Raw genomic sequence first — 23,010 nt, forward strand, 5'->3', positions numbered from 1 at the left:
CAATTATGAAAAAAACAATACAAATTACAATCGTACTTTTATTTAGTTCTTTAACCATACTTGGGCAAACTAAAGAAACTAAAAAAGCAGATGCTTACTTTGAAAACTTATCTTATGTTTTTGCCGCAGAAGCTTATGAGAAATTAGCATCAGAAAATGCTACAGAGCATGTTTTGCAAAGACTTGCAGATAGTTATTATTTTAATGTGAATATGCAAAAAGCCTCGAGTGCTTATGAGCGTTTATTTAATAAGTACCCTAATCAATCACCAGAGCACATTTTTAGATATGCACAAACCCTAAGAAGTGTTGGTAAATTTGATGCATCTAATTTATGGATGAAAAAATTTCATGAACAAAAGAAGAATGATTCTAGAGGAGAAAACTTTACCAATAATGAAGTAACCTTAGATGAATTAAAAAACGGAAAACCAAATTTTACAGTAGTTAACCAAAGAAGTATCAACACAAAATATTCAGATTTTGGTGTGACAGACTACGGAAATACAATTTTATTTTCTTCACCAAGAGAAAGAAATTTATTTGTAAAAAGAAGTCATACAAGAAACGATAAATATTTTCTAGATATTTTTAAAGTTGTAAAAGAAAAAATTACAACTGTAGAAGGTGATGATTCTGAAGTGAGACCAATGTTTTCTGATGAGGTAAACTCTAAATATCACGAATCTTCTGTTAGTTTTTCTCCGGATAAAAAAACAATGTATTTTACAAGAAACAATTATGTAGCAGGTAAATATAAAGTTGACAAAGAAGGGTATAATAATTTAAAAATTTTAAAAGCAGAATGGAACTATAATAAATGGGATAACGTAGTAGAATTACCATTTAATAGTAGCGAATATTCTGTGGGTCATCCATCTGTTAGTAAAGATGGTAAAAAACTATATTTTGTTTCTGATATGCCTGGTGGAGTTGGAGGTACAGATATTTATGTGGTAGAAATTAAAGAAAATGGTGGCTTTGGCGAAGTTCAGAATTTAGGAACTACGGTAAATACAGAAGGTAGAGAAATGTTTCCTTTTATTTCTGATGATGATGTACTATATTTTTCTTCGGATGGTCATTTTGGTATTGGAGCTTTAGATATTTTTTCAACAAAAAAAGAAAATGGAACATACACCAAACCAGTAAATTTAAAAGCACCAGTAAATTCTAAATTAGATGATTTTGCTTTTTCTATCAATTCAATTACAAAAAAAGGATATTTATCTTCTAATAGAGAAGGTGGTTTGGGTGATGATGATATTTATGCTGTAGAATCGCTTATCGAGCCAGAAGTTGCACCATGCGTACAAATTGTTTCAGGTTTTGTAAAAGATAAGAAATTTCATAATATTTTACCCGGTGCTAAGCTTGTTTTAAAAGACGATAAAGGCGAAGTTATAGAAGAAATTTATGCAGACGCAAATGCAAAATTTACATTTAGCTTGCCATGTAATAAAAAATATACTTTAAAAGCAACAAAAGAATATTACCAACCAGATACTGTATCTTTTGAAACCACATCAGATAAAACAGTAGATTTAAAATTAGATTTTGATTTAAAAGTTATATCAGACTTTACTTACAACGAAAGAGGAGAATTGATAATTAAAATTAGACCAATTTATTTTGATTACAACAAATCTAACATTAGAGAAGATGCTGCAATAGAGTTAGATAAAATTGTTAAAATCATGAAAAAATATGAAAAACTAGTAATTAGATCAAGTTCTCATACAGATGCTAGAGGTAATGAGGCATACAACGAAGCGTTATCAGATAGAAGAGCAAAATCTTCTGTAGCTTATATAGTTAATAAAGGAATTTCTAATTATAGAATTTCTGGAAAGGGCTTCGGAGAAACAAGATTGGTTAACAATTGTGTAGATAATAATAGCCATACAAATACAGTTAAATGCTCAGAAGAACAACATCAAGCAAATAGAAGAACAGAGTTTGTTATCATAAAAATGTAGCAAAAAATACAAACAGATTTGAAGAGCCTTTAATTAGGCTCTTTTTTTTTGCCATAAATCTAAGAATTACAAGAAAATGATTAATTTCGCATTCTTATAAGAAAAGAAAGAAAATGAGCGCGAAATTTCCTGAATATAAAGGTCTTGACTTACCAAAAGTTGCAGAAGAAATTCTTAACTACTGGGAAGAAAATAACATATTTGAAAAAAGTGTAACAACAAGAGAAGGTGCAGAACCTTTTGTATTCTTCGAAGGACCACCGTCTGCAAATGGTCTTCCAGGAGTTCACCATGTTTTAGCACGTGCTATTAAAGATATTTTTCCACGTTACAAAACCATGAAAGGATACCAAGTGAAGCGAAAAGCTGGTTGGGATACGCATGGTCTACCTATAGAATTAGGTGTAGAAAAAGAGTTAGGCATCACAAAAGAAGATATTGGTAAAAAGATTTCTGTAGAAGATTATAACGCGGCATGTAGAAAAGCGGTAATGCGTTATACAGATATTTGGAACGATTTAACGCAGAAAATGGGTTATTGGGTAGATATGGAAGATCCATATATTACCTACGAACCGAAATATATGGAGTCTGTTTGGTGGTTGTTAAAAGAAATTTACAGTAAAAAGTTAATTTATAAAGGATATACAATTCAGCCATATTCGCCAAAAGCTGGTACAGGATTAAGTTCTCACGAGTTAAATCAACCCGGAACTTACCAAGATGTAACAGATACAACTATTGTTGCACAATTTAAAGCAATAGAAAGTACATTGCCAGAATTTTTACAAAATGAAGGTGTAATTAACTTTATTGCTTGGACAACAACACCATGGACATTGCCAAGTAACACAGCATTAACTGTTGGGCCAAAAATAGAATATGTCTTAGTAGATACTTATAATCAATATACATTTAAACCAACAAAAGTTGTGTTGGCCAAGAAATTAGTTGGTAAACAATTTGGTGGTAAAAACAATGTTGAAGTTGAAACGTTAGAAGAGTTAAAAGCATACAATGCAGGTGATAAAAAGATTCCTTTTTACATTGTTAAAGAATTTGTTGGTAAAGATTTAGTTGGTATTAAATACGAGCAATTGTTAGATTACGGTTGTAAGTTTGAAAACAAACAAGACGCATTTAGAATAATTTCTGGAGATTTTGTAACCACAGAAGATGGTACAGGTATTGTACACACTGCACCAACTTTTGGGGCAGATGATGCTTTAGTAGCAAAACAAGCTTCACCAGAGATTCCGCCTTTATTAATAAAAGACGAGAACGATAATTTAGTTCCTCTAGTAGATTTACAAGGTAGGTTTAGAAAAGAAATTAAAGATGATATTTATGGTTTTGCAGGAGAATATGTAAAAGCAGAGTATTTAAATGAAAAAGATTTAGAAGAAGAATTAAAAATTCAGAAAGAGAATTTAACAGAAGTTCTAAAAAATCAAGATAAATATTTATCTGTAGATGAACGTTTAGGGCTAAAGTTAAAGAATGAAAATAAAGCTTTTAAAGTAGAAAAATACAAGCATAGTTATCCGAATTGCTGGCGTACAGATAAACCAATTTTATATTATCCATTAGATTCTTGGTTTATTAAAGTAACAGATGTAAAAGATAAAATGCATTCGTTAAACAAAACCATTAACTGGAAACCAGAATCTACAGGTACTGGCCGTTTTGGTAATTGGTTGGCAAATGCAAACGATTGGAATTTATCTAGATCTCGTTATTGGGGAATTCCGTTACCAATCTGGAGAACAGAAGATGGTAAAGAAGAAATTTGTATTGGTTCTGTAAAAGAATTAAAACAAGAAATGGCAAAAGCTGTAGAAGCTGGCATTTTAGCAAAAGATATTTTCGAAGATTTTGAAGTTGATAACAATTCTGATGAAAATTATGCGAAATTAGATTTACATAAAAACATTGTAGATCAAATTACTTTAGTTTCTGCTTCTGGGCAATCAATGAAAAGAGAAAGCGATTTAATAGATGTTTGGTTCGATTCTGGTTCTATGCCTTATGCACAATGGCATTATCCGTTCGAAAATAAACAGAAAATTGATGGAAACGAATCTTTTCCGGCAGACTTTATTGCAGAAGGAGTAGACCAAACAAGAGGTTGGTTTTATACCTTACATGCAATTGCAACAATGGTTTTTGATTCTGTAGCTTATAAAAATGTTGTTTCTAACGGATTAGTTTTAGACAAAAACGGACATAAAATGTCTAAACGTTTAGGTAATGCAACAGATCCTTTTACAACATTATCAACATACGGTGCAGATGCAACACGTTGGTACATGATTTCTAATGCAAACCCTTGGGACAATTTAAAATTTGATTTAGACGGTATAGAAGAGGTGAAACGTAAATTCTTCGGAACACTATACAACACTTATTCATTCTTTACTTTATATACAAATATTGATGGTTTTGCATATAAAGAAGACGATATCGCTTTAGAAAATAGACCAGAATTAGATAGATGGATTTTATCTGAATTACATACATTAATTGCAAAAGTAGATAAGTTTTATTCAGAATACGAGCCAACAAGAGCTGCAAGAGCAATATCAGACTTTACACAAGATTATTTAAGTAACTGGTATGTGCGTTTAAGTAGAAGAAGGTTTTGGAAAGGAACTTACGAAACAGATAAAATTTCTGCATATCAAACATTGTATACTTGTATGAATACAATTGCTAAGTTAAGTGCGCCAATTGCGCCGTTTTTTATGGATCGATTGTATCAAGATTTGAATTCTGTTACAGGTAAAGAATCATCAGAAAGTATACATTTATCAGATTTCCCAAAATACAACGAAAGCTTTGTAGATAAGAGTTTAGAGCGTAAGATGGAAAATGCACAAACAATATCTTCTTTAGTTTTATCATTAAGAGCAAAAGAAAAAATAAAAGTGCGTCAACCATTACAAAAAATTATGATTCCGGTTGATACTGCGCAACAAAAAGAAGAAATTTTAGCTGTAGCCAACTTAATTAAAAACGAAGTAAACGTAAAAGAGATTACTATTTTAGACGATGCTTCAGATATTTTAATCAAACAAATTAAGCCAAACTTTAAAGCTTTAGGGCCAAAATTTGGTAAAGATATGCGTTTTATTGCGGCAGAAGTGCAAAAATTTAACCAAGAAGATATTAACAAAATAGAAAAAGATAAAAACATTTCTCTTGACGTTAATGGAAAAAATATTACTTTAGAACTTTCAGATGTAGAGATATCATCTAAAGATATAGAAGGTTGGTTGGTTGCAAATGAGGGGTCGTTAACAGTTGCTTTAGATGTTACAATAACGGAAGAGTTACGTAAAGAAGGAGTTGCTAGAGAGTTGGTAAATAGAATTCAGAATGCACGTAAAGACACAGGTTTAGAAGTAACAGATAAAATAAAATTAACGGTTTTAAATTTCGAAAACTTACAAAAATCTATTTTAGATAATAAAGACTACATTATGAGTGAAACATTAACCAAAGAATTGGTTTTTGTAGACGAGTTAACTAATGGTACAGAAATTGAATTTGATACCATTAAAAGTAGAATATTAATAGAAAAAATGTAAGAATATGTCAGATGTTAAGTTAAAATACTCAGATGCTGATTTACAAGAATTTAAGGAGATTATAGAGAAGAAAATTGCTAGAGCAAAGGCAGATTTAGCTTTGTTAGAAAGCTCTTATAAAAATGATGCTAGTAATGGTACAGATGATACTTCGCATTCTTTTAAATCTTTTGATGAAGGCTCTGAAGTAATGAGCAAGGAAGCAAATGTGCAATTAGCAATTAGACAAGAAAAGTTTATTAGAGATCTTAAAAATGCTTTAATTCGAATAGAAAACAAAACGTATGGTATTTGCAGAGTAACGCGTAAATTAATACAAAAAGAACGTTTAAAGCTGGTGCCACATGCTACACTAAGTATCGAGGCAAAACGCAAACAATAATTTAAAAAAAGCTTTCAAATAACTTGAAAGCTTTTTTTAATTAACAAACTAAATAATATGCGCGCAATTTTTTTGCTTTTATTAAGTTTTATTTCTTCGGTTACTGTTTGCCAAAAAAAGGTTTTAAAAAAAATTACAAGTACAGCGACAGCTGTAGCAATTTCTACGGAAGGATTAGATAGTTTTACTTTAGAAAATTCAGATTCTAAGTTTTTAGAAATCTTCTTGTATGCAGAAAACCCGAACAAACAACATATTATTGTTAATGAGAAAAATAAAGAATTAGAAATTAAATTTAAAATTCCTGATTTAAAAACACCAGAAGTAGTTTTTAGAAAATACATTACAGAAAGGTTAAAAAGAGCATCCGCAACCATAAAAATACCAAAAAATAGAAATGTTGCCATTTTTGGTGAATATGTTAATATACACAGCAAAAGTTTTAAAGGAAATCTAAGAGTATTTTTAGAAAGCGGTATCGTAAAATTAGATACCATACAAAAAGATTTAGAATTAAAAATTTATGCCGGTAACGTCTTTGGAAAGATAAAAAACGCAGCTATAAAGGTAGTTTCTAAAAACGGAAAGATAAAAATAGATAGTGCTTTTTATCAAAAAGAATATCAGGAGTTAAATAGTAAAAACTTTAAAAAACTTACTATTACATCAAATAAAGGGAATATTTACTTAACGCACTTATAAAGATAATAATATTGTTATTTTTGTGAGCACAAATTAGAAAAAATGTCAAAAAAGAAACTGGCAATATTTACAATAGTAATCGCTATTTTATTAGATCAAATTATTAAAATTTATGTAAAAACCAACTTTGCTTTAGGTGAAGAGGTATTGGTTTTCGATTGGTTTCGAATTCATTTTACAGAAAATAATGGTATGGCAATGGGCTTCGAGTTTGGCGGTAAAGCCGGTAAACTATTTTTAACCTTATTTAGATTGGTGGCGGTTTCTGCAATAATTTATTGGTTAATTGGTAATATCAAAAGAAAAGTGCATAACGGTGTAATTATTGCGATTTCATTAATTTTTTCTGGTGCAGTAGGTAATATTATAGATTCTGTTTTTTATGGTGTTATTTTCGATCATTCTAATCATCAAGTAGCAACATTATTTGCAGATAAACCATACGGAAACTTGTTTTACGGTAAAGTTGTAGATATGTTTTATTTTCCTATTTGGCAAGGAACTTTACCAGAATGGATTCCTGTAATTGGTGGCGATTTTTTTACATTTTTTCAATACATATTTAATCCTGCAGATGCTTTTATTAGCGTTGGTGTAGCACTTTTATTTATCTTTAGTAAACAAGCGTTTCCAAAAGAAGAGCAAACAGTAAAAGACTAAACTTTTAGTATCTTTAGAAAAAGATTTAAAAATGCGTTTTCTAAAATATGCTTTGGTGTTTCTCTTGGGTTTTATTCTTGCAAAATTGTGGTATAAAAAAGAGAACAGTTCCGTTAAGAAAGAAGAAGTTCAGGTTGTAGTAAATTCTATCAAAAACCTAAGTAAACTTGTTGTTTCTAAAGGTGTTTTTTCTGAAGTTTATAATTATTCTGACTCAAAAAAATATTTTTACAATTACCTTTCATTTGATAAAAAAGCTATTGTAACTGTTACTGCTTCGGTAGAAGTTGGTTATGATTTATCTAAATTAGAAGTTCAAATAGATTCTATTGGTAAAACTATTTACATCAATAAAATACCGAAAGAAGAAGTAAATATTTCTCCAGACATTAAATATTTCGATTTACAGCAAAGTAGTTTCAATTCCTTTTCAAATTCTGATTTAAATAAAATCAATAAAAATAGTATTCTTAAAATAGAAGAAACTATAGAATTAACTGCTTTAAAACAAAAAGCAAAAGAAAGGCTTTTAGAAGAATTGTCTAAGATATATCAACTAACTGCAATTTATAATTGGCAAGTTGTAGATAATACAAAAGAAAATTTGTTGGATGGTTTTACCAAATTAAGGCAATAAAAAAAAACCGATACAATTTGTATCGGTTTTTCTAAAAAAATATTGTTTAAAAATCAACACCTGGATCTTCTGGACTTGAAGCTTGAGCTTTCTGCGGATTTAAGATCATATAAGTTCCTAATGCTGTTAAGGCAGCATATTTACCATAATTACCTATTTTTTTTATTGCTTCTTTTCTAGTAATTTCTTGAGCAATATCTTGATTTTTCTTTGTGTCTTTCATGATTTCTTGTCTTTAAAATTACTGTTATTATTCTAAAATTATTTTCTTGTTAACCTTGCTGTTGTTTGCTCTTATATTTACTAAGTATACACCAGCTGCTAATTTTGGTAAAGAAATATTTTTAACACCAGTAGAGTTAAAAGATACTTGTTTAACTTTTTTACCCAACATGTTAAATATAGTTAGTTTTGTATTTCCTTCTGGTAAACCTGTAACTCTTAAATTAGAATTATTTGTTTTAAAAACACTAATGTTATCTGGTTTTAAATTAGTTTCTACACTTAAAGATTTAGCAGATTTGGTATGAATGTAAAATTTACCTACACCATTTACTTCCTCTGAAAGTGTAATTTTGTAATTTTCATTTGATAGATCGATAAAACGATTGTTTATTTTATCTTCTAAGAAAACATTGATGCTTTCTGGTATATTTAAACTTTCTACAGAAAAAGTTAATGTTTTATTAGCTTTAGAAATAACACCTACAGGAATTACCATGTTTTCAAAATCATTGTTTGGTAAGGTTTGTATAGCTAATTTTTCGCCATTGTTATCACTTATTAATTCAGTAAATACTGCAAAATCATAAGTAGTACCACCAAACATTTTAGAGTCATAACCATTATCGTGTCCTGTTGTTTTTCCATCTATATAAAATACTTGTGTAGATGAGGTATTTTCTTCACTTTCTAATAATAATTTAAAAGAAGGTTTTGGTGCTTCTTTCATAAATGTTTCTGTACCTTGATGACTCTGATTATTTGTGAAAAAGATAACATTATCATCTGCATTTGCCTCTATAAAAAACCCTTGTGCAGGAGCAATTTCAATAGGGTTAGCATTATTATGAGTTATGTATTGTGTGCCATTCCAAAACCAAAATGTTGAATTACTAATAACCGAATTATCACTAGCTAAACCTGCAGAGTTAAAATAACAAGTATATGGATTTCCTAATAAGTTAAAATTATTTCTAGAACCAGTTCTTACCGGAAGAACATAATTAGAAGTAATTAAATTACCTGTAATAGATACATCTCCAGGTGCAGCTAATTTTACAGAAAAACCGTAACCAGGAACTATACCTCCGGTAGAAGATAAATTAGCATATGTCCAAGGGTTGACTGTATTGTTTGTATATAAGCCAATACCTAAATTAGCGCCAGAACCTGTAGCAAATGTATGATTTGCAATAACATCTTGTTGCGTTTCTCCTGAAACAGGTGCGCCAACTAAATACCAATTGGTGGTAGGTAAATTTCTACTATAAGTCACTTTATTATTTGTTGTTACTGCTGCATTTGCAATTAAAGTAGCACCAGAAGCAATGTTTATAGAGTTTACTGTAACTGCAGAAGAAATTGTTGGGTAATTTGTGATACCAGTATTAGGAATTACAACACTAGCAGCACTTGTTGGTATAGTATTCGTATCCCAGTTTCCTGCAGTTGCCCAATCGTTACTTAAAGTACCTGTCCAAGTTATTGTAGGGTTTCCTACATAGATATTTGCAGTACTACCAACACTATTCAAAGTTAAGTTCGCATTATTTCCAGCATTATCTTGTAATGTTCCGCTATTAGCACTTAAGGTTCCAATTGCAATTCCATCAGTATCTAAGTCGCCCGATTGAACAGTATATCTAAAAAGTAAGGCACTAGTTCCTGAACCGCTTTGATAAACAGCTTGCTGAGTAGTTGAACCAATTGTAATTGCAATTTGTGGAGAACCACCAGTAGTATTTACTGTTATATTTTCACTTAAATTAACTGTAAAATCTAAGTTTTGACCTGAAGTGTAAGTTGCGTTTGCAGGAACAGAAACACTGTTTACAGTAGGATTAACAGCATCAATAACAATTGCTTTATTATTACCTAAGGAATTTGCAGCACCAGGAGTTGGTAATGTTAAAGTAGCATTATTTCCTGCAGCATCCGTAATTGTTCCGCTATTTAAAACTAAAGAATTAGTAGCTACATAATCTAAGTCAGCACTTACATCATCTGCTTGTACAGTATAATTAAAAGTTAATGTATTTGAACCACTACCAGAAGTGTAATTTACGGTTCTGTCTGTAGTACCAGTTTCTAAAGTAATTTGAGGAGTTCCTGTAACAGCTACGTTTTCTATAAATGAAACTGTAATTGCAATATTATCTCCAGCTTTATAGGTTCCATTTGCTGTAGAAGAACTTATACTAGTTACTGTAGGTGCAAGTCCATCAATAACAATTGCTTTATTATTACCTAAGGAATTTGCAGCACCAGGAGTTGGTAAAGTTAAAGTAGCATTATTTCCTGCAGTATCTCTAATTGTTCCGCTATTTAAAGCTAAAGAATTAGTAGCAACATAATCTAAGTCAGCATTTACATCACCTGCTTGTACAGTATAATTAAAAGTTAATGTATTTGAACCACTACCAGAAGTGTAATTTACAGTTCTGTCTGTAGTACCAGTTTCTAAAGTAATTTGTGGTGTACCTGTAACAGCTACGCTTTCAGAAAATGAAACTGTAATTGCAATATTATCTCCAGCTTTATAGCTTCCATTAGCAGTTGAAGAACTTATACTAGTTACTGTAGGTGCAAACCCATCAATAACAATTGCTTTAATAGCACCTAAAGAATTAACTGCACCAGGAGTTGGTAAAGTTAATGTAGCGCTTTTACCACCTGCATCTAGAATACTTGTGCCAGCAGTTAAAGAATTTGTAGCCAAATAATCTAAATCTGTACTTGTGTCACCAGATTGAACGGTATAAGTAAACAAAAGAGTATTACTTCCACTACCAGTTCCATTATAATTTATAGTTCTATCTATACCACCAGTTTCTAAAGTTAACTGAGGTGTACCTATTACAGTAACATTTTCAGAGAATGCAACACTAATTATTATATCACTACCAACACTATATGTGCCGTTAGCAGTAAAAGAGTTTACTTGATTTACAACAGGTGCTATTGCACTTGAAATAACTGTAGTTGTATTATTAGTATCAGTAGCGGTTCCATCATTAATAACAACAGTAAAAGTTGTAGTTTCTGACGTACTAGATCTGTTATCTGTTGGGTTAAAAGACAAAGCTCTTAACTTAGCTTGTAAATCTGCTGGTGTTGTACTGTTAATTGTATAAGGTCCTGAACCCGTTAAGCCAGTACCAGATAAAACACCTTTAGCATTATTGTCTAAAGTGATAGTTGCAGATAAATTATCTCCATCTGCATCTGTTGTGGTTATTGAAGAAAAAGGTGATAAAGTACTATTGTCATTTACTGCTTGACCCGCAGATGTACCAGCAATTACCGGAGCTGTATTTCCCCCAGTTATAGTAAAAGATGTCCCGACAGCCGAGTATGCAATGTTATTGTCATATTCCCAGTTATTTAGATCCATAATAGCTGCCAAAACTGTTGCTTTGTCACCAGATCGTAATGCTGTACTTTTATAGCGTGCATTGTCAACCTCACTTTGAGTACCACCACTAGGGAAAATACCTAGAGCATTTGTACCATTAGTTAATCCGGCTGGTAAAAATGAATTAGATGAGGATGTAGACAAGCTCCAAGCGTTACCTGGTGAACCTGCTACACCACCATTAGCATTGATACCAGAAATAAAATCGTTTTCTCCTGGGGTGCTGATGCTTTGATATATGAAAATATTATCACCAGCAGATCCAAGCATGTTTCCTCCTATGGGGTTATTAGCACCTGTACTGGTTAGTGTTGCTGTACCAGCCCCTGTGCTAGTAAAACCGAGTGAAAATGCTGTGGCTATAGATATTTCTTCACCCGCTGTAAATGAGGAGGTTGCTGTGAATTTTATAGCTGATTCATTATTCAATAAAGAGGAACCATTCCAAGCATCATCAGTTATAATAAATTCAGTACTATTTGCGATAGGCACTAAAAATACAAATGAAAATGAATCATCATCCATGTTAATTCGTGTAAGCGCGATATCTCCTTTTTCTAAAACTGTTTGGGAAAACTCTTTTGTATTTGTGAAAAGTAATATTAAAAATAGGATTACTTTTAAAGAGGTTGAAAAATAATTTTGCATCATTTTGTTTTTGTGTTGGTTATCATTATATTATAGTAAAATTATTTCCTAAAAGGAAAAAAGAAAATGAATACTGATATTCATTTTCTTTTTAATAATTTATTTTGTTTAACTTCTGGAAGGAAAAACTCCTATTAAAGCAATCACATAATTAATGGTTAAATATGGTTGCATATTATTGAAAGCTTGTTGATTTCCAGTTGGAGCAATCGTAACATTACCAGCTACAGTAGCTGTACCATTAGCTAAATTTGCGTCAGCTGTAGCGTTACTATATACTTTGTTCGCTCCTGATATATTTGGGATAGCAAGTTTATTATTTGTTGGTTCATCTGTATTAGCTTCATCAGCTACTGCTGGTGTTGTAGATACACCTGCTGTTTGTGTAAAAGTAGCATTATGGCTATGATTAGGTAAATTATTTATACTTAAAGTAGTAATTTCAGTCCCTGATCTAGATCCTAAATTTCTTTGAGATAATCCTGGTCCATGACCAGAACTAACAGGTGCTCTACCGCGTAAATCTGGTAATGCAAAAGTTGTTCTACCGTCTCCACCATAAGTGGTTCCTAAAATTGAGAATAAAGCTGAGTTTTGTGCAATAGGTAATAATTGTCCGTTACATAATGCCCAACCTCTTGGGGCGAAGTTACCTGCGAACATACTAATTGATCCTAATAATGGGTCTGCTGATGCCATAATAATAAAGTTTTAGTTTAGTTAAAATATTGATAACAAACATACTAATTAATGTGGCTCTACTTTAGGGCGAAAGCACTCTTGTAAAAAAACAGGTATTTATACTTGTTTTTATATTATAAATTAAAATCTGGGGTAATTTCTATTAATTTCTTTTGAATACCATAAATTACCAAACCAGCCACGTTTTTAGATTGTGTTTTTAGTAATAAGTTATTTCTATGGCCTTCTACAGTTCTTGGACTTATAAAAAGTTTTTCTGCAATTTCTACAGTTGTAAATTGCTCGCAAATAAGTTCTAAAACTTCTAATTCTCGTTTCGATAGTAAGTTTTTATCTAAATCGCTTTTAATACGTTTACCACTCGAAGAAATTATGTTTTCGTGTATTATTTTAAGTACTTTTTCATCATAGAAAAATCCTTTACTAAAAACTTCGTTTATGGTATGTATTACAGTTTTTGGATTGGTGTTTTTTAGCAAGTAAGAAGATGCGCCAACATCAATCATATTTGTTATAAAAGATTTACCATCGTAACTTGTTAAAGCTATAATTTTAATGTTTGGATGCGATTTATGTATGGCTTTGGTAGCTTCTATACCATTCATCTCTGGCATTTTTAAATCCATTAAAATTACATCAGGAAATTCTTCTGTTGTATGAATAAAATTAAGTAATTCTTCACCATTACCGGCTTCAGAAACAACATTAAAATTAGGTTCTCTTTCTAATAGAAAACGCATGCCTTTTCTAAAAAGTTCTTCGTCATCTGCTATTACTATGTTAATTTTACTCATAACCTTAGGGTATTATATTGTAATTAAAATTTTAAAACCTTCGTTTTGTTTACTTTTTAATTGAAATTGACCATTTAGTAAAGACACTCTACTTTCTATATTTTTTATGCCAAGGCCTTTTTTATTTTCTATGTTTTCAGAGTTAAAACCGATACCGTCATCTGCATAATCAAAATATAGTTTGTTACTGTTATAATTAATTTTGATGCTACAATTTCTAGCTTTACCATGTCTAACAGAGTTGTTAATTAGCTCTTGGGTAATTCTAAATAAATGCAATTCATTTTGTGGTGATAAATGTTTCTTTGGATATAAAATTTTATAATCAATATTAATTTTTCTGCTATTATTAAAACTGTCTGCTAGTTCTTCTATGGCATCTTTTAAACCAAACTGAGCCAAAATTGGAGGCAAAAGATTGTGTGCAATTTTTCTAGCGCTTTCTAGAGTTTTATCTGTTACATCTAAAATACCTTCGTTAACAAATAAGTATTCTTCTGGGCTTAAGTCTCCGTCTTTTAAAAGATTTGCGTTTAAATTGATAACATTTAGTTTAGAACTAATATCGTCATGTAAATCTTGTGCAATTCTTTTGCGTTCTTCTTCTTGTGTTACTATTATAGATTGTATTATTTCTTTTTGATGGTTTATTTGCAAAGTTTTTTTCTCTAACTCTTTTGCTACTATTTTTTTTCTTGAGAAAAAGAAAAATAAAAGTAGGGCGGCTCCCATTAAGAGGAGTAATAAAACACCTATTAGTACAATAACAATCACTTGATCTTCTTTAGCAAAGAATTCTTCCATAAGGGGTTTTTGAAAAGTAAAAACGAAATTAAGGAAAAATTTTTATTTAAAAGTAGTTGAAAATTAGCGATATAAAAAACCTAAGATAAAAAACAGGTATTTATACTTGTTGCTCTAGTTTTTTGTTTTTTCTAAAAATTTTATTCCATTCTACAACAATCAAAACTTGATAGCATAAGTAAATAAAAGAGTTTAATAACCACAATAAACGTGTGGTTGTCGTTTGAATATTACCTGCAGAAAACAATAATGTACTACAAATTAGATATAAGAAAAAACCTGAATTAAAGTAGATGTACTTTTTGTTTTTAGAATCAATTTTTTCGATAAAAAAAACAAAACTAGAAATGATTAAAGGAATTGAAAATACAAGAATTTCTATACTATTAAATCGAAATAGCAAATCAGGTTTAAAGCAAAAAACTACAATAAGTGTTATTGGTAAAATTACACAGCTATATTTTAAGATGGTTTTTATTACTTGATTGGTTAAAACTGTACTAAAAAACAAACTCATTAAAATATATTGACCAATGGTAAATACATGAAAGAAAAATAAATTATTAATTTTTTTAAAAGCTAAATAAGAACTAATAATTTGAATGATTAAACTTAACAGTAAAAAGAAATACAAATATTTATAGGCAATAGATTTTTGCTTATACGTTACACTATACAGAATAACATTTATAAATAAAACAACGTAACCTAAGTAAATGAGGCTTTTTCGTACTATAAAAATTGAATCCATATAAATTGTTAAGATTGTAAAATGCTGCGATTAGATTTTATTCTTATTGAAACGAAATAAAAATTGTTTTCTAAAGTTTTTAATCCATTCTATTAAAACTGCTATTTGAAAAAATAAATACAGCAGTTGATTAATATCCCAAACATATGATTTAATGTGTTTAGTAACAAGGTTACCCAACAAAAAAATAAGTGTACTACAAAGTGTGTAAACAAAGAAGCCAGAATTAAAATAGATAAACCTTTTACTTGTACTTACTTCTATCTTTTTTAAAAAATACAGAAAACTATATACTAGAAGAGGCGTTGAGGTTAAAACAATTTCGAATTCACTCCATTTTCGATAAGCTTCTTCGTGTAAATAAAAATATGTTATAATAATAACCCTAAGAGCAATAGTAAAACCTAAAATAAATTTAGCTACTTTTTTAAACTCAAGTATTTTTGAAAAAAAAAAGACTTAAAAAAATAAATTGCCCAGTAAAAAAATAATGGCTTAAGTATAAATTATTATTACCTTTTGCGCTAATATCACTTGATATTTTTTGAATAACGCAACAAAGCACCAAATACATAATAAAGTATTTTAGTGCTTTGTAATTCTTGTTATAAGAGTATAGTATGAAATTTATTAACCTCCATTTAAAGGACTTTCTTCATCACAAACATTTGGGCAAGGTTCAGAGAAGTCATAAATATCTCCACCTTCCTCATCTAAAGTAAGTCCGTCTTTAGAAGAAATCATATCTTTTCCATTTTTGTCTACACCAACCATCATTAATTTTTCGATGTATACTTTTTCTCCTTCAACCATTGTTTTTTCTACGCCAATGTATGCTCTAACGCTTGCTGCGCCTTCATCTATAACTTCTTGCAAATCTTTTAAAGGAATGTTAAATGCTCTACAATCATTATAATTGTTGTAGCTGCTTTCTAGTTTACGCCACCTTTTAGCCCAGTCTTTTGCAATTTTTAAACTAATAGTGTTTCTTGGGTTTGGTTTTGGTATGTCGTTTGGTTTCGTTGACATTTGTAGTTAATTTAAGTGTTAATATTAAGTTTGGTTAGGCAATAAAAATATGTAAAATAATGTAAACTTGTGTGTTAACTATTAACTAATTGCTTAAAATTAGGTGTTTATACTTGTTAAATGTTAAAAAATAATCTAGTAATACATTCTTAAATATGTACTAAAAATTGGTATTTTCGTGCTATGTCTATACCTTCTTTAGAGCTTCAAATAAAAACCTTACCAAAAGAACCTGGTGTTTATCAATATTTTGATAAAAATGATGTAATTATTTATGTTGGTAAAGCTAAAAACTTAAAAAAAAGAGTTGCTTCTTACTTTAATAAAAACCACGATAGCGGTAAAACAAGAGTTCTAGTAAAAAAGATTGTTCGTATAAAACACATTGTTGTAAATACAGAAACAGATGCTTTATTATTAGAAAACAATCTTATAAAAAAATACAAACCTCGCTATAATGTCTTACTAAAGGATGATAAAAGTTACCCTTGGTTGTGTATAAAAAAAGAGCGTTTTCCTAGAGTTTTTATGACACGTAGAGTTATAAAAGACGGGTCTGAATATTACGGACCATACACTTCTATAAGAACAGTAAGGGTTTTATTAGACTTAATAAAAGAATTATATCCTTTAAGAACATGTAATTACGATTTAAGTCATCAGAATATAAATGAAGGCAAATATAAAGTTTGTTTAGAATATCATTTAAAAAACTGTAAAGGCCCTTGTGAAGCTTTGCAAACCGAAACAAATTATAACGAGTCTATAAAAGAAATTCGAAACATAATAAAAGGTAATTTTAAAGAAAGTCTAGAGAAATTTAATAGCATGATGTTAAATTTTGCTGAAAACATGGAGTTTGAAGAGGCGCAAAAAATTAAAGAAAAATTAGACTTACTTAGCAATTATCAATCTAAAAGTACTATTATAAATCCGTCGATAAATAATGTAGATGTATTTTCTATTATTTCTGATGAAACCCATGGTTATGCTAATTTTCTAAAAATTTCTAACGGATCGATTATACAGTCACATACCACAGAAATTAAAAAGAAGCTAGACGAAACAGATAAAGAATTATTAGAATTGTTTATTGTAGAAATTAGACAACGTTTCGAATCGCAATCGCCAGAAATTTATGTGCCTTTTAAAGTAGATTTAGGTGAAAATTTAAAAGTTACAATTCCTAAATTAGGCGATAAAAAACGTATTGTAGAGCTGTCTCAAAGAAATGCAAAATATTATAGACAAGAGCAATTTAAACAGGTTCAGATTGTAGATCCAGAAAGGCATACAAAAAGAATAATGGCGCAAATGAAAAAAGATTTACGCCTTTCTGTAGAGCCTCGTCATATAGAATGTTTCGATAATTCGAATATACAAGGTACAAACCCAGTTGCCGCGTGTGTTGTTTTTAGAGATGGTAAACCAAGTAAAAAAGAATACAGACATTACAACATAAAAACTGTTGTTGGGCCAGACGATTTTGGTTCTATGGAAGAAGTTGTTTTTAGAAGGTACAAACGTTTGTTAGAAGAAGACAAACCGTTACCACAATTAATTATTGTAGATGGTGGTAAAGGACAGCTTTCATCAGCATTAAAAAGTTTAGAGGTTTTAGGTTTGCGAGGTAAAATTGCCATAATAGGTATTGCTAAAAGATTAGAAGAAATTTATTACCCAGATGATCCAATACCATTATATTTAGATAAAAAATCTGAAACCTTAAAGATTACGCAGTATTTAAGAAATGAGGCGCACAGATTCGGAATTACATTTCACAGAAATAAACGAAGTAAAAGTGCTATAAAATCTGAGTTAGAACAAATTCCGGATATTGGTAAACAGACAATTACTACATTATTACGTAAATTTAAATCGGCAAAACGTGTAAAAGAAGCTTCTCTAGAAGATTTAAAAGCTACAATTGGTAATTCTAGAGCTTTAAAAGTCTACAATTATTATCACAAACAATAATCATGAAAATAAAACTACTTTTTTTTGTTTCTCTTATCACCTTAAGTATTTATACGCAAAGTAAACAGCCAAAAGTAGGATTGGTTTTAAGCGGAGGAGGTGCCAAAGGTTTTGCTCATATAGGCGTTTTAAAAGCAATTGATAAAGCTGGTATACAAATAGATTATGTTGGTGGTACAAGTATGGGCGCAATTGTTGGTGGTTTGTATGCTGCTGGTTATTCTGCAAATCAAATAGAAGAAATTATTCTAAAAACAGATTTCTTAACGCTGTTAAGAGACCGATTACCTAGAAGTTCAGAAACCTTTTTCGAGAAAGAATATGGCGAAAAATCTGTAGTTACACTGCCTGTTAACAAAGGTAAAATAGGTTTACCAAGAGCAATTTCTAAAGGACAAAATGTATTAAACTTATTGTTAGAACTTTTCGATTCTGTAGATGGCAATCAAGATTTCTCTAAACTTTCAATTCCGTTTTTTTGTATTGCAACAGATGTAGAAAACGGATCGCCAGTAATTTTAGAAAAAGGCTCTTTACCATTAGCTTTAAGAGCAAGTGGTTCTTTCCCTTCACTTTTAAACCCTGTAGAGATTGATGATAAGCTGTTAATTGATGGTGGTATTGCAAATAATTTTCCTGTGAGTATTTTAAAGCAAAAAGGAATGGATATTGTGATTGGTGTAGATGTAGAAGGTAAACTGTTTCAGAAAGATAAAATAAACTCTGTTGTTGCTTTATTAAACCAGATTATGAGCTATAAAATGTATAGTAAATCTGATGAAGAGGTAAAAAAGTTAGATGTTTATATTCATCCAGAAATTTATAATTATACAGTTGTAGATTTTGATAAAAAAGAAGAAATTTTAAAAAAAGGTGTTATCGAAGCATCTAAATATGCAAAGGTTTTTGATGAAATTGCAGCCAAACAAAAAACAAAAAAGAAAAGAAAAAACTTAGAATTTAGCACAGAAAAGTTGTTGATTTCTGATATTGGAATTGATGGAGCTTCTTATTATACCAGAGCATTTGTTTTGGGGAAACTAAATATAAAAAATGGAGATAGTTTATCTAGAAACGACATTACAAAGAAGATTTATTTGCTTTCTGCAACAAGAAATTATAACCGAATAGAATATAATTTAATTAAAAAAGTAGACGGAAGTTATTTGTTAGACTTTAGATTAAAAGAATCTAACGAAAATGCAAACTTAAAGTTAGGTGTACATTACGACTTGCTGTATAAGTCGAGTGTTTTGGCTAGTTACAACCAGAAACATTTACTTAAAAAAAACGATTTGTTTTCTTTAGACATGATTTTAGGAGATAATTTAAGATACAATTTAAATTATTTTGTAGATAATGGTTTTTATATAAGTTACGGGTTTAGATCTCGTTACAATCATTTTAGAAGTAATTCGAAATATAATCAAGTATCAGATTTACCCAACGTAAGTAGTATCAACTTAAGTTATACAGATATTACCAATCAAGCCTTTTTTCAGACGACATTTAATAGAAAATTTGCTTTAGGTGTAGGTGCAGAGCATAAATGGTTAAAAGCATCAACAGAAACATTATCTACTAATGATGTGCCAGAAACAATAATCGATAGAAGTAATTATTTTAATGCCTTCGGATATATAAAGTTAGACACTTACGATAAAAAATATTTTGCTACCAAAGGTTATTTTGCCGACTTAAATTTTAAATGGTATATCGCATCAACAGATTACAATGATAATTTTACAATGTTTTCGCAAGCAAAAGGAACGTTGGGTTTTGCTAAAACCTTTTTTGATAGATTTACATTTCTGAACACTAATGAAGCTGGTTTTACTTTTGGGCAACCAACCTCTAATGTTTTCGATTTTTATCTAGGTGGTTACAATCAAAATTACATAAATACTTTTGTGTCATTATACGGATATGAATTGGCAGATTTGTCTAACAATTCTTTTATAAAATCTCAATTTGATTTTAGATATCGAGTAGGCGATTCTCATTATTTTTCAGTTATTGCAAATTATGCACGATTAGAAGATAATGTATTTAAAGATTTAGATTTATTCGAAAATGTAAAATCTGGTTATGCTTTAGGTTATAGTTACGATTCTTTTTTGGGACCTATAGAAATAAAATATAGCTGGACGCCAGACCATACAGATGGGCAATGGTTATTTAATTTAGGGTTTTGGTTTTAAAAAACTAAAAACAAAAAAAGCCATGAATTAATTCATGGCTTTTTTTAATGTATAAATAGTAATCTTATTTTTTAGATTTCGTAGTTAAATAAAACTCTTCGTATGTATTTAAAAGGTTCATTAATGCAGAAATTAAATCTTTTGTTTCTAGTAATAAACTAAAATAAAGAGTTGTATTCTTTGGGCTTGTTTCATCTGTTCTAATTCTAGCGACTTGCTTTTCTACAGAATCAGAAACATGGTTTAAGAGTTGTCTTTTATCAAAAATAATCTGACTTAAATCATCGAAACTTCTATTTTTAAAAGTAGCATTTACTTTCATTAAAAGAGAAGCCAATTCAATATCAATTTCCTTAAGATCTTTTAACTGACCTTTCTTTAAGTTTTTATGATTGTTGTTTACATGCTTGTAACTTGCTCTAGAAATATAGCTTATAGATTGCGCAACGTCTTGTAAATAACCTAAAACCATAATATAGAATCTACTAGCTTGTACAGATGTTTCATCTAAAGATTTTATAAAATAGAATACACCATCTTTTAAGCTGTCAATCTCACTATTAAGCTTTTCTACGTGTTTATCTGTTTTACGAAGTTTATTTAAATCGTGGTTTGCTAAATCGTTAACAACATTTGTATACAATTTGTTTACTCTTTCTGCAACACCAGAAATATGATCTGCACTTTCTTCGATTACACCATTAATAGTAATTAATTCAGCTCTTTCTATGTAATCTTTCTTTTTTACTTCTTTTGTTTTATTACGGTGTTTTATGGTGTTTCTACCAATTAAAACAGCTAAAAGAATTAATAATAAAGGGATAGATGCAATATGTAAACTAATTAAATAAGCAATAACACCTGCTACAATAAATGCAATAATTGCAGTTAAAAACCAACCACCAATTACATTTAAAACACCAGCAACTCTATAAACTGCACTTTCTCTACCCCAAGCTCTATCTGCTAAAGAAGTACCCATTGCAACCATAAATGTTACATAAGTTGTAGAGAGTGGCAACTTCATAGAAGTTGCTATAGAAATTAAAACACTTGCCATAATTAAGTTTACCGAAGCTCTAACTAAATCGAAAGCAGGCATTTCGTAAGTTTTGTCTTTTGTAAGTTGTAAAACAGGTTTTTCGAATTTAGAATTGATAAATGTTTGTGTTTTCTTTGGAATGATATAATTAATACCAACATTTAAAAACATTGCAGCTCTAACAACAACTCTAGATACATTATTAGGTTGAAATTTTTCATGACCTTCACCTTGTCTAGATAAATTAATACCAGTTTCTATTACAGATTTAGCTTTAGAAGAGGTCCATAAAGTAACAACCATAATTGCACCAGCCAATAGCAGTAACCAAATATTAGAAGGTACTTTTTTAGCCAAACTTCCCATAGAAAATAACTGAGGATCTACACCAGAAACACTCCAAGCTTCATAAGAGTTTAATGCAGCAATTGGCACACCAATAAAGTTTACTAAATCGTTACCAGCAAAAGCCATTGCTAAAGAAAAAGTACCAACACCTATAATTAAAACAAGAATGTTAATCTTTAAAAAACGAATTAACAATCCAGAAATTAATGTCCAAATTAAAAAACTAGCAGCTATAATCTGTATTGTATTTCCTTCTAATAACCCAGCAATACTGCCGTAGAAATCTGTACCTTTTAAACCTTTAATTATTATAAAATATGTAATTGCTGTAATTGCAAAACCGCCAAATAAAGCATTTATATAATTAGGTCTTGTTTCAAAGTTAAAAGAATAAATAAGTCTCGAGAAGTATTGCACAATTGCACCAACAGAAAAAGCAACTACTACAGAGAGTAAAATACCTAAAACAATATCTGTAGCGGTATTGTAATTGATATAATTCCAGATAGCGCTAATGTTTTCGGCATCGTTATTTGCAATTTTAATAAGCGCAATAACTACAGCAGATCCTAGAAGTTCAAAAACAATAGAAACGGTTGTAGAAGTTGGCATTCCTAAAGAGTTAAAGATATCTAGCAATAGAATATCAGTAATCATTACTGCCATAAAGATGTACATTACATCTTGAAAAACAAACATACCAGGATTAAAAATACCTTTTCTTGCAACCTCCATCATTCCACTAGAAGTTACAGCGCCAAAGAAGACACCAACACTAGCAATAATCATTATTTTCTTTACAGAAATGGCTTTAGAACCTATGGCAGAATTTAAAAAATTTACTGCATCATTACTTACACCAACAACTAAATCTACAATAGCTAAAACAGCTAAAGCGACAAGCATCAAAATATATGGATCACCCATTTTTCTTCAAAAATTTTAAGCAGCAAAGTTAAATACTCAATCTGTTGACTACGTTATCTTAATGTTATGAAATTCATTTAAGAACGCGTCAAAAATAACAATTTTATTATTAAACCATAAAATTATTAAGAAATGTTAAATTAACATATAAACACGCTTGGTTAACATTGTCTTAACGCGCTAATAACGCAACGATAATT

16 protein-coding genes are annotated in these 23,010 nt (G+C 30.0%); 8 read left to right on the forward strand and 8 right to left on the reverse strand.

The genetic code is table 11. The features are described from left to right. The first annotated feature begins 5 nt into the window (after positions 1-5). From BXQ17_RS11880 to BXQ17_RS11905, 6 genes are all read left to right on the forward strand, one after another. Positions 6-1,979 (forward strand): OmpA family protein, encoded by a 1,974-nt coding sequence (locus BXQ17_RS11880; protein ID WP_254712377.1) that lies wholly within the window; start codon positions 6-8, stop codon positions 1,977-1,979. A gap of 113 nt (positions 1,980-2,092) precedes the next feature. After that, positions 2,093-5,569, forward strand: coding sequence for an isoleucine--tRNA ligase (ileS, locus tag BXQ17_RS11885; protein WP_077810846.1), 3,477 nt, complete (start codon positions 2,093-2,095; stop codon positions 5,567-5,569). Positions 5,570-5,573: 4 nt separating this feature from the next. Next, on the forward strand, positions 5,574-5,951 hold the full coding sequence (locus BXQ17_RS11890; RefSeq protein WP_077810847.1) for a molecular chaperone DnaK: 378 nt from the start codon (positions 5,574-5,576) through the stop codon (positions 5,949-5,951). Between the two features lie 57 nt (positions 5,952-6,008). Further along, on the forward strand, positions 6,009-6,653 hold the full coding sequence (locus tag BXQ17_RS11895; RefSeq protein ID WP_077810848.1) for a hypothetical protein: 645 nt from the start codon (positions 6,009-6,011) through the stop codon (positions 6,651-6,653). A 42-nt stretch (positions 6,654-6,695) separates the two neighbouring features. Next, positions 6,696-7,313: a lipoprotein signal peptidase gene (locus BXQ17_RS11900; protein WP_077810849.1), complete on the forward strand. Its 618-nt coding sequence runs from the start codon at positions 6,696-6,698 to the stop codon at positions 7,311-7,313. A gap of 31 nt (positions 7,314-7,344) precedes the next feature. Further along, complete coding sequence (locus BXQ17_RS11905) at positions 7,345-7,950, forward strand: DUF4230 domain-containing protein (RefSeq protein WP_077810850.1); 606 nt, start codon at positions 7,345-7,347, stop codon at positions 7,948-7,950. Between the two features lie 46 nt (positions 7,951-7,996). Here BXQ17_RS11905 and BXQ17_RS14575 read toward each other — a convergent pair whose 3' ends face one another. The 7 genes from BXQ17_RS14575 to BXQ17_RS11935 form a co-directional block, all read right to left on the reverse strand. Next, positions 7,997-8,173, reverse strand: coding sequence for a hypothetical protein (locus BXQ17_RS14575; RefSeq protein ID WP_187661402.1), 177 nt, complete (start codon positions 8,171-8,173; stop codon positions 7,997-7,999). Positions 8,174-8,200: 27 nt separating this feature from the next. Continuing rightward, positions 8,201-12,238 carry a T9SS type A sorting domain-containing protein gene (locus BXQ17_RS11910; protein WP_077810851.1) on the reverse strand — a complete coding sequence of 1,346 codons (4,038 nt, stop codon included), beginning with the start codon at positions 12,236-12,238 and terminating at the stop codon, positions 8,201-8,203. Positions 12,239-12,343: 105 nt separating this feature from the next. Then, entirely contained in the window at positions 12,344-12,934 is a 591-nt protein-coding gene (locus BXQ17_RS11915; protein ID WP_077810852.1) for a phage tail protein, read from the reverse strand. Between the two features lie 116 nt (positions 12,935-13,050). After that, a complete protein-coding gene (locus BXQ17_RS11920; protein WP_077810853.1) occupies positions 13,051-13,731 on the reverse strand; it encodes a response regulator transcription factor in 681 nt (226 codons plus the stop codon). A gap of 12 nt (positions 13,732-13,743) precedes the next feature. Then, positions 13,744-14,535: a sensor histidine kinase gene (locus BXQ17_RS11925; protein WP_077810854.1), complete on the reverse strand. Its 792-nt coding sequence runs from the start codon at positions 14,533-14,535 to the stop codon at positions 13,744-13,746. A gap of 100 nt (positions 14,536-14,635) precedes the next feature. Next, positions 14,636-15,286, reverse strand: a complete 651-nt coding sequence (locus BXQ17_RS11930) for a hypothetical protein (RefSeq protein ID WP_077810855.1) — start codon at positions 15,284-15,286, stop codon at positions 14,636-14,638. 630 nt (positions 15,287-15,916) lie between these two features. After that, entirely contained in the window at positions 15,917-16,315 is a 399-nt protein-coding gene (locus BXQ17_RS11935; RefSeq protein ID WP_077810856.1) for a hypothetical protein, read from the reverse strand. Positions 16,316-16,498: 183 nt separating this feature from the next. Here BXQ17_RS11935 and uvrC point away from each other — a divergent pair, with 183 nt between their 5' ends. Next, a complete protein-coding gene (uvrC, locus tag BXQ17_RS11940; protein WP_077810857.1) occupies positions 16,499-18,292 on the forward strand; it encodes an excinuclease ABC subunit UvrC in 1,794 nt (597 codons plus the stop codon). Positions 18,293-18,294: 2 nt separating this feature from the next. Continuing rightward, the gene (locus BXQ17_RS11945) at positions 18,295-20,493 is read left to right on the forward strand and encodes a patatin-like phospholipase family protein (protein ID WP_077810858.1); all 2,199 of its coding nucleotides are present in this window, start codon (positions 18,295-18,297) and stop codon (positions 20,491-20,493) included. A gap of 64 nt (positions 20,494-20,557) precedes the next feature. Here the strand turns inward: BXQ17_RS11945 and BXQ17_RS11950 are convergent, their stop codons facing one another. Then, positions 20,558-22,810 (reverse strand): inorganic phosphate transporter, encoded by a 2,253-nt coding sequence (locus tag BXQ17_RS11950; protein ID WP_077810859.1) that lies wholly within the window; start codon positions 22,808-22,810, stop codon positions 20,558-20,560. Positions 22,811-23,010: the final 200 nt, after the last annotated feature.

Source organism: Polaribacter sp. BM10, from assembly GCF_002005425.1.
Lineage (GTDB): Bacteria > Bacteroidota > Bacteroidia > Flavobacteriales > Flavobacteriaceae > Polaribacter > Polaribacter marinaquae.

Excerpts from the sequence above, each read along its gene's own strand:
- BXQ17_RS11950 (WP_077810859.1), bottom strand. The coding sequence starts at position 22,810 with ATGGGTGATCCATATATTTTGATGCTTGTCGCTTTAGCTGTTTTAGCT.
- BXQ17_RS11895 (WP_077810848.1), top strand. The coding sequence starts at position 6,009 with ATGCGCGCAATTTTTTTGCTTTTATTAAGTTTTATTTCTTCGGTTACT.
- BXQ17_RS11945 (WP_077810858.1), top strand. The coding sequence starts at position 18,295 with ATGAAAATAAAACTACTTTTTTTTGTTTCTCTTATCACCTTAAGTATT.
- uvrC (WP_077810857.1), top strand. The coding sequence starts at position 16,499 with ATGTCTATACCTTCTTTAGAGCTTCAAATAAAAACCTTACCAAAAGAA.
- ileS (WP_077810846.1), top strand. The coding sequence starts at position 2,093 with ATGAGCGCGAAATTTCCTGAATATAAAGGTCTTGACTTACCAAAAGTT.
- BXQ17_RS11880 (WP_254712377.1), top strand. The coding sequence starts at position 6 with ATGAAAAAAACAATACAAATTACAATCGTACTTTTATTTAGTTCTTTA.
- BXQ17_RS11915 (WP_077810852.1), bottom strand. The coding sequence starts at position 12,934 with ATGGCATCAGCAGACCCATTATTAGGATCAATTAGTATGTTCGCAGGT.
- BXQ17_RS11935 (WP_077810856.1), bottom strand. The coding sequence starts at position 16,315 with ATGTCAACGAAACCAAACGACATACCAAAACCAAACCCAAGAAACACT.
- BXQ17_RS11905 (WP_077810850.1), top strand. The coding sequence starts at position 7,345 with ATGCGTTTTCTAAAATATGCTTTGGTGTTTCTCTTGGGTTTTATTCTT.
- BXQ17_RS11920 (WP_077810853.1), bottom strand. The coding sequence starts at position 13,731 with ATGAGTAAAATTAACATAGTAATAGCAGATGACGAAGAACTTTTTAGA.
- BXQ17_RS11925 (WP_077810854.1), bottom strand. The coding sequence starts at position 14,535 with ATGGAAGAATTCTTTGCTAAAGAAGATCAAGTGATTGTTATTGTACTA.
- BXQ17_RS11910 (WP_077810851.1), bottom strand. The coding sequence starts at position 12,238 with ATGATGCAAAATTATTTTTCAACCTCTTTAAAAGTAATCCTATTTTTA.
- BXQ17_RS11930 (WP_077810855.1), bottom strand. The coding sequence starts at position 15,286 with ATGGATTCAATTTTTATAGTACGAAAAAGCCTCATTTACTTAGGTTAC.
- BXQ17_RS11900 (WP_077810849.1), top strand. The coding sequence starts at position 6,696 with ATGTCAAAAAAGAAACTGGCAATATTTACAATAGTAATCGCTATTTTA.
- BXQ17_RS11890 (WP_077810847.1), top strand. The coding sequence starts at position 5,574 with ATGTCAGATGTTAAGTTAAAATACTCAGATGCTGATTTACAAGAATTT.
- BXQ17_RS14575 (WP_187661402.1), bottom strand. The coding sequence starts at position 8,173 with ATGAAAGACACAAAGAAAAATCAAGATATTGCTCAAGAAATTACTAGA.